Here is an 11,875-nt window from a genome sequence, read left to right as displayed (position 1 = left end):
CGTCACCCGGCAAAAACCATTACTGCGGGAACCACTGCTCGCTGATTTTCTGGTACGTACCGTCGGCTTTAATCGCTTTCAGCGCGCCGTTCAGCTTTTCCAGCAGAGCTTTGTTATCCGGGCGTACCGCGATGCCGAGGCCTGTACCAAAGTACTGTGGATCGGTCACTTTCTCGGTTGCGGTGCCCAGCTGCGGGTTGGTTTTCAGCCATTCGTTCACCACCGCGGTATCGCCAAACACGCCGTCGATGCGGCCATTTTTCAGGTCGATAATCGCGTTCTGATAGCTGTCATAGGCTACGGTTTTCACTTCAGGATGTTTGTCCTGCAGGTACTTCTGGTGCGTGGTGCCGTTTTCCATGCCGATGCGTTTGCCTTTCAGCTGATCGAAAGAGGTAAAAGCGCCTTTCTTCGCAATCACGACCGCAGAGTTAGCGTAGTACGGGTCGGTAAACGCGACCTGCTTGCTGCGCTCAGGCGTGATGTCCATCCCGGAGATCACCGCATCGTATTTTTTAAACTTCAGCGACGGGATCAGGCTGTCGAAGGCATGGTTGGTAAAGGTGCAGTCGGCCTGCATTTGTTTGCACAGCGCTTTCGCCAGGTCGATGTCGAAACCGACGATCTGGTTGCTGGCATCCAGCGATTCAAACGGCGGATAGGTGGCGGACACGCCAAAATTGATTTTATCCGCTGCGGATGCGCCAGCGGCGAAGGTGGCGAGTAATGCGGCCAGAACTAACTTTTTCATTGTAATACTCCCGTCTGTCTTATTTATGCGCCGTGTCTGCGGCATGGATGTACAATGCCATTTAATGAATTTATATGCAATAAAAATGATTAAGTATTATTTATTTGGCAAAAAAAAGCGGATAACCAGAAAGTTACCCGCTTTGATTAATCACATTTATGCACTTCTTGCCGGATGGCGCAGCGCTTACCCGATCTACGATCTGCGCTCAAACGCCAGCGCTCTACGCTCGATCAGGCGCATCATCAGCGTCAACAGACCGTTAACCACCAGATAGACCACGCCTGCCGCACCGAACACCATCACGTCATAGGTGCGTCCATAGAGCAGCTGTCCGTGACCCATCACCTCCATCAGGGTGATGGTGTAGGCCAGAGAGGTACTTTTGAACACCAGCACCACTTCGTTGGAGTAAGAGGAAAGCGCGCGCTTAAAGGCGTACGGCAGCAGGATCGCCAGCGTGTCCTTCTTGCTCATGCCCAGCGCTCCGCAGGACTGCCATTGTCCTTCCGGAATGGCGCGGATCGCCCCGTAGAACAGCTGGGTGGTATAGGCCGCACTGTTGAGCGAAAGAGCAATCAGGGCACACAGCCACGGTTCAGAGAGCAGATGCCAGATAACCGGATATTCCTGCAGCGACGGGAACTGGCCCGGGCCGTAGTAAATCAGGAAGATCTGCACCAGCAGCGGCGTACCGGTAAACAGGGTGATGTAGCCGCGCACAATCCACACCAGCACCGGCGTTTTCAGCGTCAGGATGATGGTGAAGATAAGGGCCAGGATCAGCGCCACGATAATGGACGCCACGGTCAGCGTCAGGCTGGTGTGCAGCCCTTTCATCAGCTCGGGGAAATATTCAAGCATCAGCCTGGTCTCCGTTCAAAGCGCGTCGCACGCAGGTCAATACGCTTGAGGATGTACTGACTGAGCAACGTGATTACCAGGTAGATAGCCGCCGCCACAATGTACCAGGTAAACGGCTCCTGGGTGCGGGTGGCGATGCTTTTGGTTTGCAGCATCAAATCGTTAACGCTGATCAGGCTCACCAGCGCGGTATCTTTCAGCAGCACCAGCCACTGGTTGCCGAGGCCCGGCAGGGCATGGCGCCACATCTGCGGCATGACCAGACGGAAGAAGATGGCTGATTTCGACAGGCCTAACGCCTGACCCGACTCCCACTGACCCTGCGGCACGGCTTTCAGCGCACCGCGCAGCGTTTGCGACGCGTACGCGGAGTAGAGCAGGGAGAGGGCAATCACGCCGCACAGGAACGGGCTGACGTCGAAGTTTTCAATCTGCATCTGCACAGGGATCTGCGCAAAGCCAAGATTGATCGTGAAGCCGTCCGACAGCGTCAGCAGCAACTGTGAGGAGCCGAAATAGATAAACAGGACCACCAGAATTTCCGGTAGCCCACGCAGCACGGTGACCAGCGCGGAGCCTGTCCAGGCGACGGGGAACCATTTCGCGGATTCCCACACCGCAAAGAACATCGCCAGCACGAGGCCGATAATCAGTGCGCAAACGGCAAGGCCGACGGTCATCCCGGCGGCGCTTGCTAAAGGAAAAATTTCATTCATCAGGAATTACTTCTGGAACCATTTTTTGTAGATGGTTTCGTAGGTGCCGTCTTTCTTCACTTTTTCCAGCGCAGCGTTGAATTTCTGCTGCAGCTCAGTGTTGCCCTGACGAACGGCAATCCCCAGACCGGTACCGAAGTAATCCTTATCGGTCACTTTGTCGCCCACTGGCGCCAGTTTATCGTTGGCTTTCAGCCACTCGGTCACGACTGCGGTATCACCAAATACGCCGTCGATACGGCCATTTTGCAGATCCAGCTTCGCGTTCTGGTAGCTGTCATACGGAACGGTGGTGATTTCCGGATGTTTATCCATGATGAATTTCTGGTGCGTGGTGCCGTTCTGCACGCCAACTTTTTTGCCTTTCAGCTGATCGACAGAGGTGAATTTACCTTTCTGACCAATGAACAGGGCGGAGTTGTCGTAGTAAGGGGTGGTGAACAGCACCTGCTTTTCACGCTCCGGGGTGATGTCCATACCGGCCATCACGGCGTCGATACGGCGGAACTTCAGGCTTGGGATCAGGCTGTCGAACGCCTGGTTGCTGAAGGTACAGGTCGCGTCGATCTCTTTACACAGGGCGTTAGCCAGATCCACGTCGAAGCCAACAATTTTGTTGTTCGCATCAATGGACTCAAACGGAGGGTACGAGGCTTCCGTGGCGAAACGAATGGTCTGAGCTGCGGTAGCGGAAAGGGTAACGCCAGCAAGCAGCACGGCAAGTAATACTTTTTTCATTATATTTCCCCTGACACAATCAATGAGATAAATAGTTTTTGAAGGCATCGGTTTGCGGGTTCGCGAAGCAGCTCGCATCACCTTGCTCAACGATATACCCGTTTTCCATGTAGACCACACGGCTGGCGGTTTTACGCGCCACTTCCACTTCGTGGGTGACGATAACCTGAGTAATATTGGTTTCCGCCAGCTCGCGAATGATGCTGACGATCTGGGCGGTGATTTCCGGGTCCAGCGCCGCGGTCGGTTCATCAAACAGCAGTACCGCAGGCTCCATCATCAGCGCGCGGGCAATGGCTACGCGCTGCTGCTGACCACCGGAAAGGTGCAGCGGAAAGCGGTCGCTGTAAGGCTTAAGACGCAGACGATCCAGCAGCTTTTCGGCACGCGCGATCGCCTGATCCTTGCTTAACCCCAGCACGCGGCACGGCGCTTCAATCAGGTTTTGCAGGACGGTCAGATGCGGCCAGAGATTGTATTGCTGGAAGACCATGCCGACGTTTTGACGCAGTTCGCGAATCGCTTTATCAGACGGCGTTTTCGCGAAGTCAAAATGGTTACCGGCAATCGCCAGCGTACCTGAACGGGGCATTTCAAGCAGATTAAGGACGCGCAGAAGGGAGCTTTTACCTGCACCGCTTGGGCCAAGCAAAACCAGCGTTTCGCCTTCCGGGCAGTTCAGCGTGATGTCAAACAGCGCCTGGTGTGCGCCGTAGAAGCAGTTAATGCCGTTTAGTTTAATACTCATCGGGGCAGTCTTTACTCATCCAGGCAATCTATAGCAATTGAGGCCGCAGATAGTACCGTTGACAGAATAGTTATGCAATATTTATGCGTTAAAAGTTAAATATAACCCGCGTTTCCTCTTAAACATAGCACAAAATAGCGAACGGTAAGGTCGGCGAGTATAAATGTCGGCATTCCGCATGAAATGCCGCACATTTTACGGGGGTTACCAGGTTATATCGGCGGGTTTAGCGATTCTCAATCGACTGGCGAAGCGTGCCTGCCGGGGCATGAACGCTACCGCCAACGTAGCGCACGTCGTCTACCGCCCAGCACTGTCCTTCACGGATCATCAGCACTTCATCCTGCCAGGTTTGGGTTCCCTGCGTCAGCTTCACGCGCAGCGGAATATTGCGGGCATCGGTATTCGGGATGGTTGACGCGCTGGCCACTTCGGCGCTGTCCGGCAGCGTGGTACGGCTGGAGAACGGATCGGATTTCAGCAATGTGTTGTGCTGAGGATCGCGGGTGGCGTCGTTAAGCAGTTTTGCCAGACCGTCGCTCAGATACGGGCGCAGGCCGGTGAGATCGTTGCTGCGGTGCTGAATGCGATAATCATAGAACTGCTGCGCCACGGCGTCCGGGCCGCCCTCAATGCAGGGGCCGCTGCGGGTACCGATATCCTTAAAGGCTGGCGTGACCGTGGTGGTACAGGCGCTGAGCACCAGCGCGCAGGGCACCAAAAGTGTTAAAGCAGAATAGCGCATGTTGATTTCCTTATTTATTAACTATCCTTTCAATCATAGCGTAACGAACCGATAATGCTGTGCCTAAGGCATTGAACGCTAAAGAAGGAGAGAAACCATGCAGTTTTCAACAACGCCAACCCTGGAAGGGCAGACAATAACCGAGTATTGCGGTGTGGTTACCGGCGAAGCCATTCTCGGCGCCAATATCTTCCGTGACTTTTTTGCCGGTATCCGCGATATCGTTGGCGGCCGCTCGGGCGCATACGAAAAAGAGCTGCGCAAAGCGCGTGAAATCGCCTTTAAAGAGCTTGGCGAGCAGGCGGAAGCCCTCGGCGCTGATGCGGTCGTGGGGATTGATATCGACTACGAAACGGTCGGAAAAGATGCCAGCATGCTGATGGTGAGCGTAAGCGGTACGGCGGTGAAAACCCTTCGATGACGCGTTCGTTTGCCACGCTCCTGCTGGCGCTGCTGCTGGCAGGATGCGTCACGGAAAAAGGGATTATCGACAAAGGCGCCTACGAGCTGGACACGCGCCATCAGGCGCAGGCGGCTTACCCGCGCATCAAGGTGCTGGTGATCCACTACACCGCGGATGACTTTGACAGCTCGCTGGCCACGCTGACGGATAAGAACGTCAGCTCTCACTATTTGATCCCGGCTAAACCCCCTGCTCCGGACGGTAAGCCGCGCATCTGGCAGCTGGTGCCCGAGAGCGAACTGGCCTGGCATGCGGGCATCAGCTTCTGGCGCGGCACCAACCGGATTAACGATACGTCTGTCGGCATTGAACTGGAGAACCGCGGCTGGCAAAAAACGTCGGGCGTTAAGCATTTTACGCCGTTTGAGCCTGCGCAAATTGCGGCGCTGGTTCCGCTCGCCAAAGACATTATTACCCGCTACAACATCAGACCTGAAAACGTGGTGGCCCATTCGGACATCGCCCCGCAGCGCAAAGACGATCCCGGCCCGCTGTTCCCGTGGCGTGAGCTGGCGCAGCAGGGGATTGGTGCATGGCCCGACCCGGCGCGGGTGGCGTTTTACCTGAACGGCAAGCCGCGCGACGAACTCGTGGAGCCGAAGGTGCTGCTCGATCTGCTGGCGCGCTACGGCTATGAGGTGACCGATAACATGACGAACGCACAGCAGAAGCGCGTTATCGTCGCGTTTCAGATGCATTTTCGCCCGGCGCGCTGGGACGGCGTGGCCGATCGCGAAACGCTGGCTATCGCGGAGACACTGCTGGAGCGCTACGGGCAGGGGTAATCCTTCGGGTTACCCGACTTCACCTTTATAGGGTCTTCTTTTGGACTTATTTTTTAATCACATTCACGTCGTAAATGTTTTATAGTTTCCTCAGTCGAAATTACTCGCAGACGTGGTTGACAATATATCAGCACGGCAAATAAGAAATACGGATGTTCTGACGTCTTAGCTTTACTTTACATTTGTTAAATGGACTACGCATTTATGCGCTGTGATTGCACACGTTCACCTTTTTCAATTTAATATTAATAGGTATAACAATGTTAAGTATCTACAGTAAAAATAGTCGTCCACAAGCAGAACTTGACGCCCTTATCGCGGCAACTGAAGGTTTTGAAGAAAGAACCTTACGCAAATGGCAGCGTATCAGTACCGAGAACAACGAAGATATTCATTTTATCGTTAGCGGTGAAGTTGAATTCCGCCGCGAGTCGGATGAACTGTGCATGTTCACCTTACAGAATAAATGTATTTTTGGCCTCTCCTCTATTTATTACAACTCAACGCATATGTACGGCCTGGTTCGTGCCAATACCGTGGTGCGTACCATTAAAAAAGATGATTTTATCCGTCTGATAAGCGAAAAAAACCTGTGGGAAGCCTTGAGTAAAGTCCTCTCCTGGTACGTTTGCCTGCTCAGCAAGCGTGACGAAGTGCTGGTAGCCCGCAGCGCGTACTCGATTGTTCGCGAGTTCTTGCTTGAAATTAACGAACTGATTGTGCACCATCAGCGCGATATCAATATTTATGACTATATTCAGGAATATACCAGTCTGGCCCGCAGTACCATTATTAAAATCCTCGCTGACCTGAAGAAAGGTAATTATATTCAGGTTGAGAAAGGCCGTCTTATGTATTTATCAGCACTGCCGGAGAAATATTAATCGCTATTTATCTCCTTTTTAACTGAAAGGAGGGCTATGCTTCATTAAATTATTTACCTGCGTTCCTGCCGTGGTTTCATCCACGGGGGGCGCGGGCATTTTCCCCTGCGAATAATCTTTTTCCTGCTCTTTTAACGCCTTCATCAATAATGCCTTGATCGCCCCGTCATCAACTGTCTGACCGGTATTATCCCGTTCGGGGATAGCAGAATGGTTCACTTCTGTCCCTGGCAATGTATCGCGGGAAATATCATGCGGCATTTGACCGTCGGGCGCCTGCTGCCAGTCGGCATCGCCGCTATCAATGGGCATCTCCTGCAGCGGCGGCATCTCTTGTGTCACCGGTTCTGGCTTTGGTTCAGGCCGCGGGAACGGTTTACTGACATAGACATAATGCATATCCGATAGCGTCGTTTCTGGCTTAACGGCGCTCGCTTTTACTGGCTCAGGTGCCGGATGGCGCAGATCCCAGTAGAGATGAGCGTAGAGTCCCGCAGCGATCGTCATCACTATTCCCACCACCCAGAGCAGGGTGGCGCAGACCGCTTTTTTCAGCGAGGGGCGCCGGTAGGAAAACCAGACCGGTGCGTTCAGGGCATAGCTGCGCTGGGCAGCCAGAGTAATCGTCGACATTATGAATGTTTCTCCTGCGCGGTGGAGGTCGCAGATATATTTGCGGATTGAATGAGTACGCTTGGCGTAGTCCGGGTTTCACGCATTAACTGCATCAATGTATCTTCACCCGCAATCCCGTCCACGTGCAGATGCATTTTCTGCTGAAACTCGCGGGTACGTTGCATCAGTTCGGCCGTCCACGCCTTTGTGTGGGTTTCGGGAAGATTCAGCGCCAGGCTAAGCTGCTGATCCATCCAGCCCAGATCCTTGGCGCTGCTTTCGGCGCTCACGGCGTCTTTCCCCTGCGGCGTAAGGCGGTGCAATTGGGTGTAATTGCCAGTTGCATGCTGGTTAAACCAGCTGCGGCTCACCTGCCAGGTGCGATTATTCATCAGCAGATCCAGCGAGTTATCATCTACTCTGGCCACCACGGCATAGTTCAGGTGATCGCCTGTTTTGATCTCGCCGATCCACGGGTAACCCTCTTTTGCCAGCTCCTCGACCGGAGCGCTGCCCTCCTTACACATCAGGTTGACCTGCCCGGCGTTCTGGCAGAGCGCCTCTTCCATCGTGGTGTCATAACCCCACATGGTATAGAGCTGATGCATCGCATCGGGCTTATTCACCACTTCATTATCAATAACCGGCACCGCTGGGGCGTCGGTTTTTGGTGTCTGCGGTTTCCAGCTGGCCATCACGGGCAGCTGTACCGGCAGTCTGGCGGTAATGGTGGGCATCAACGTCCAGCCGCAGGCGGCAAACAGTACGGAGGCAAAAAGGCCCATAACGGCAAGGCGTTTGCCCTTCGGTTTTGCCGGCAGGACTTCGCCTGCGGCGAGGCGCAGATGGCGCGGCGATACCTGCGCTGAACGCTCGGTCCAGGCGGCAAGCATCGCAAGGTGCGCCAGCTCGTTGAGTTTGCCTGTCTGTCCTTTGGTCAGAACATGCATCTTGCGCACGCGGGCCCGGGGGAACGGCGTCGCGTCGCTGCCATGCGCTTCACACTGGGCCTGAACATAGCTCACGGACTCGCGGCAGGTGAGGGGCCGGAGCGTGTGATGCGTATGAAGATATTCACGCAACCCGGACTGCTGGAGGGCGGCTTCCTGGTCGGCCGATCCCATCAGCACAACCGACAGAGGCACATCCAGCTCCTGCGCGCGGGTTAACAACATGGACAGTGCGTCATGGCAATTCGCTTTCATTGACTGAATATGCGAAATGACCAGCACTTTACGCGTGGTTTTGCGGGACACCATCTCGTCCTGCCACTGACGCAGCACGGCATCAATAGCCTGGATCCGGGTTTTGCTCTCTTTAGTGGTGGCGTTGAGTTTATAGAGCAGGCCGCTGGCGCTGAGTTTTGGGAAGGCGTTGATGGCAAGCAGCGTGCCGTCATGCTTTTTCAGCGCATCGCAAAACTGCGAGGCGAGATAGCTGTCGCCGCTAAAGAGCGCAGTGACGCCTGTTGTCTGGCACTTCTCTTTCAGCAAACCGAACACATCCTGATGATACGGAACAAAAAAATCACCTGGCATTCGGGTGATAGCCCGGAAAGGCTGGGTAGTGAAATTAAAATGGCGCATATACATAGCGTATTACCGTCTCTTTGATTCATAGCAAGGAGCCGGAAAAGTAAAGGATACAGGCGGAAGGGGCAATTTGAATGCAGGATAAAAATATTCTGTCCGCGCCTCTATCATAGGTTTATTTAACGATCAATCTTTTTCTAAATTATTGTTAGCGGAAGTGTGAATAGGCGGGAGTGAGGATACACATTAGTATTTACGCCACTTACTCATACAGCCCTGTGCTGTGAATTACTGACTGGCAGAAAGGCTCGTTAAAAAATGCGGATGTCATTTGTTACTCAATTGATTATGCCCTGCGTCATGTTTGTGCTGCTTATTTTCTGTGGCCAGCAAGGGTATATGGTTTATAAAGATTATAAAAAAGTGACGAACAGGTTGTCTGATTCAAAAAAGACTATGCAAAAAAAAAGTCACGATGAAACCCAGTTTGTACTTTTTACGCCGGCGGTGATGCCAGCGAAACAGCCAGCGGCGGTGAAAAAGCCGCTCAGTGCGGAAATCGAAGGTATTCTCAGCAGCGATGAAGCCTGGCTGTCCTTTGCGGTGATAAAAACTCCCGCAGGACAAAAGAGCTATCGCGAGGGCGAAATGCTCGCCGGTTTTGACAATGCCTATATTGCCGAAATTCATCCTGATAATGTGGTGGTGAATTATGAAGGCGCACCGCAGGTTATTTCACTTAAAAAACCAGACTATTTCAAAGGCGGCGTTGATAGCGCCCCGGTAACCAAATCGAAGAAAGATGCAGGGTTAGATAATCTGCATCTGGATGATTATCTGGTGTTAAAACCATTAATCGAAAAAGGCCAGCTGGAAGGCTACAACATTAATCCACGCAATGCGTCGCCTTTCTACAGCCATGCTGGCCTGGAAAAAGGTGATGTGGTGGTAAAAGTTGACGGTGTGGATATGACTAAAGAGGCGCAGGCAAAAGAGCTCGTTGCCCGCTGGTCAAAAATGAAAGAAGCGGATGTCGTTATCCGGCGTCACGCTCACCTTGAAAATATTCGGGTCAATGTTCTTAACAATTAATAAGTGTACAGACATGAAGAAATTTCCATGGGCGTGCGTAGCGCTGACCGCATTGTCGTTATATTCAGGTTCGCTGTTCGCGGCGAACTTTAGCGCCAGTTTTAAAAATACCGATGTTCGCGAATTTATCGATACCGTCGGGCGTAACCTCAATAAAACCATTCTGGTCGATCCTTCCGTTCAGGGAACGGTGTCGGTTCGCACCTACAACGTCCTGACGGAAGATGAATATTACCAGTTCTTCCTGAGCGTGCTGGATCTCTATGGTCTGTCGGTGATTCCGATGGATAACGGGATGGTGAAAGTCGTGCGCTCTTCGGTGGCCCGCATGTCGGGCGCACCGATTGCCGACAGCAAAAACCCTGGCAAAGGCGACGAAGTTATCACCCGCGTGGTGCGGATGGAGAACGTCCCGGTACGTGAGCTGGCCCCCCTGCTGCGTCAGCTGAACGACGCCTCCGGCATCGGCAACGTGGTCCATTTTGAACCGTCAAACGTGCTGCTGTTAACCGGCAAAGCCTCGGTGGTTAACCGCCTGGTGGATCTGGTACAGCGTGTGGACCAAAGCGGCGTCCAGCGCCGTGAAATCGTGCCACTGCGTTTTGCCTCGGCCAAAGAGCTTTCTGACATGTTGAACAACCTCAACAACGAAGAGCAGAAAGGGCAAAACGCCCCGCAGCTGGCGACCAAAGTGGTCGCCGACGATGAAACTAACAGCCTGGTGATCAGCGGCAGCCCGGAGGCGCGTCAGCGCACCCGGACGCTGATCTCCCAGCTCGATCGCGAGCAGAACAACGAGGGCAACACCCGCGTCTTCTACCTGAAATACGCCAACGCCAGCAAAGTGGTGCCGGTGCTGACGGGGATCGGCGAGCAATTGAAGGATAAAGCGGGCGGTGGCAAGAGCAAAGCCGCGCCGATGGCAGGCGATCTGAATATTTCCGCCGACGAGTCTACCAATTCGCTGGTGATCACCGCCCAGCCAAACGTCATGAATTCGCTGGAAAAAGTGATCGACAAGCTGGATATCCGCCGTCCGCAGGTGCTGGTGGAGGCGATCATCGCCGAAGTTCAGGACGGTAACGGTCTGGATCTGGGCGTGCAGTGGACCAGTAAACACGGTGGGGTTCAGTTTGGTTCGACCGGCCTGCCGATCAGCCAGATCAAGAAGTCAAAAGTCATTGGCAGCTATACGGGCCTGGCGACCGGTTTCTTTAACGGCGACTTTGGCGCGCTGATGACGGCGCTGTCCACTAACGGCAAAAACGACATTCTGTCGACGCCGAGCGTGGTGACGCTGGATAACAAAGAGGCGTCGTTCAACGTCGGTCAGGATGTTCCGGTCCTCTCCGGTTCACAGACCACCAGCGGCGATAACGTCTTTAACTCGGTGGAACGTAAAACCGTCGGTACGAAGCTGAAAATCGTACCGCAGATCAACGATGGCGACATGATCCATCTGAAGATCGAGCAGGAAGTTTCCAGCGTGGATAACACCTCGACGGCCGATGCCAGCCTGGGCCCAACGTTCAACACCCGCACCATCAACAACGAAGTGATGGTCCACAGCGGGCAGACGGTGGTGCTGGGTGGTTTGATGGAAAACGTCACCAAACAGTCGGTCTCGAAAGTGCCGTTGTTGGGCGATATTCCGGTGGTGGGTCAGCTGTTCCGCTATACCTCCCAGGACAGCGCCAAACGTAACCTGATGGTGTTTATCCACACCACCGTACTGCGCGACGACGACAACTACGGCGCGGCGTCGAAAGAAAAATATGAGCAGATCCAGGCGCGTCAGCAGCAGCGTATGGAAGAGCACAAGCTGGGCATCGTAGAGAATGCGGATTCGCCGATGCTGCCAGCCTATCCGTCCCAGAGCCGCGCCGCGCCGGTGAGCGCCAGTGCGCCGGTGTCGTCCCGCAACCCGTTTAAAGAATAAGGC

At 53.8% G+C, this 11,875-nt stretch carries 13 protein-coding genes; 5 read left to right on the top strand and 8 right to left on the bottom strand.

Features of this window, described 5'->3' with window-relative positions:
* Nucleotides 1-19: 19 nt before the first annotated feature.
* From artJ to ACZ6J2_RS09490, 6 genes are all read right to left on the bottom strand, one after another.
* Nucleotides 20-751 carry an arginine ABC transporter substrate-binding protein ArtJ gene (gene artJ, locus ACZ6J2_RS09515; protein ID WP_335279753.1) on the bottom strand — a complete coding sequence of 244 codons (732 nt, stop codon included), beginning with the start codon at nucleotides 749-751 and terminating at the stop codon, nucleotides 20-22.
* Between the two features lie 195 nt (nucleotides 752-946).
* A complete protein-coding gene (gene artM, locus ACZ6J2_RS09510; RefSeq protein ID WP_023335074.1) occupies nucleotides 947-1,615 on the bottom strand; it encodes an arginine ABC transporter permease ArtM in 669 nt (222 codons plus the stop codon).
* Nucleotides 1,615-2,331, bottom strand: coding sequence for an arginine ABC transporter permease ArtQ (gene artQ / locus ACZ6J2_RS09505; protein WP_023310941.1), 717 nt, complete (start codon nucleotides 2,329-2,331; stop codon nucleotides 1,615-1,617). The genes artM and artQ overlap by 1 nt, the downstream gene beginning before the upstream one ends.
* Nucleotides 2,332-2,337: 6 nt before the next feature.
* Nucleotides 2,338-3,069 (bottom strand): arginine ABC transporter substrate-binding protein ArtI, encoded by a 732-nt coding sequence (gene artI, locus ACZ6J2_RS09500; RefSeq protein ID WP_008500032.1) that lies wholly within the window; start codon nucleotides 3,067-3,069, stop codon nucleotides 2,338-2,340.
* A 19-nt stretch (nucleotides 3,070-3,088) separates the two neighbouring features.
* Nucleotides 3,089-3,817 (bottom strand): arginine ABC transporter ATP-binding protein ArtP, encoded by a 729-nt coding sequence (gene artP / locus ACZ6J2_RS09495; protein ID WP_047061479.1) that lies wholly within the window; start codon nucleotides 3,815-3,817, stop codon nucleotides 3,089-3,091.
* Between the two features lie 226 nt (nucleotides 3,818-4,043).
* The gene (locus ACZ6J2_RS09490) at nucleotides 4,044-4,562 is read right to left on the bottom strand and encodes a lipoprotein (protein ID WP_045403666.1); all 519 of its coding nucleotides are present in this window, start codon (nucleotides 4,560-4,562) and stop codon (nucleotides 4,044-4,046) included.
* A gap of 97 nt (nucleotides 4,563-4,659) precedes the next feature.
* Between ACZ6J2_RS09490 and ACZ6J2_RS09485 the strand changes: the two genes are divergently transcribed.
* The 3 genes from ACZ6J2_RS09485 (at nucleotide 4,660) to ACZ6J2_RS09475 (ending at nucleotide 6,694) form a co-directional block, all read left to right on the top strand.
* Complete coding sequence (locus ACZ6J2_RS09485; RefSeq protein ID WP_023310944.1) at nucleotides 4,660-4,983, top strand: heavy metal-binding domain-containing protein; 324 nt, start codon at nucleotides 4,660-4,662, stop codon at nucleotides 4,981-4,983.
* A complete protein-coding gene (locus ACZ6J2_RS09480) occupies nucleotides 4,980-5,810 on the top strand; it encodes an N-acetylmuramoyl-L-alanine amidase (protein WP_471725553.1) in 831 nt (276 codons plus the stop codon). The genes ACZ6J2_RS09485 and ACZ6J2_RS09480 overlap by 4 nt, the downstream gene beginning before the upstream one ends.
* 260 nt (nucleotides 5,811-6,070) lie before the next feature.
* Nucleotides 6,071-6,694, top strand: coding sequence for a helix-turn-helix domain-containing protein (locus ACZ6J2_RS09475; RefSeq protein WP_471725552.1), 624 nt, complete (start codon nucleotides 6,071-6,073; stop codon nucleotides 6,692-6,694).
* A gap of 18 nt (nucleotides 6,695-6,712) precedes the next feature.
* On the opposite strand, the gene ACZ6J2_RS09470 is transcribed toward ACZ6J2_RS09475, so the two are convergent.
* On the bottom strand, nucleotides 6,713-7,327 hold the full coding sequence (locus ACZ6J2_RS09470; RefSeq protein WP_471725550.1) for a hypothetical protein: 615 nt from the start codon (nucleotides 7,325-7,327) through the stop codon (nucleotides 6,713-6,715).
* On the bottom strand, nucleotides 7,327-8,901 hold the full coding sequence (locus ACZ6J2_RS09465; protein WP_471725549.1) for an ExeA family protein: 1,575 nt from the start codon (nucleotides 8,899-8,901) through the stop codon (nucleotides 7,327-7,329). The genes ACZ6J2_RS09470 and ACZ6J2_RS09465 overlap by 1 nt, the downstream gene beginning before the upstream one ends.
* A 300-nt stretch (nucleotides 8,902-9,201) precedes the next feature.
* Here ACZ6J2_RS09465 and gspC point away from each other — a divergent pair, with 300 nt between their 5' ends.
* Nucleotides 9,202-9,933: a type II secretion system protein GspC gene (gspC, locus tag ACZ6J2_RS09460; RefSeq protein WP_471725722.1), complete on the top strand. Its 732-nt coding sequence runs from the start codon at nucleotides 9,202-9,204 to the stop codon at nucleotides 9,931-9,933.
* Nucleotides 9,934-9,946: 13 nt separating this feature from the next.
* A complete protein-coding gene (gene gspD / locus ACZ6J2_RS09455; RefSeq protein ID WP_471725548.1) occupies nucleotides 9,947-11,872 on the top strand; it encodes a type II secretion system secretin GspD in 1,926 nt (641 codons plus the stop codon).
* Nucleotides 11,873-11,875: the final 3 nt, after the last annotated feature.

The organism is Enterobacter sp. E14S, assembly GCF_055666685.1.
The sequence above is the reverse complement of the archived record's forward strand: the minus strand, read 5'-3'. Positions and strand labels throughout refer to the sequence as shown.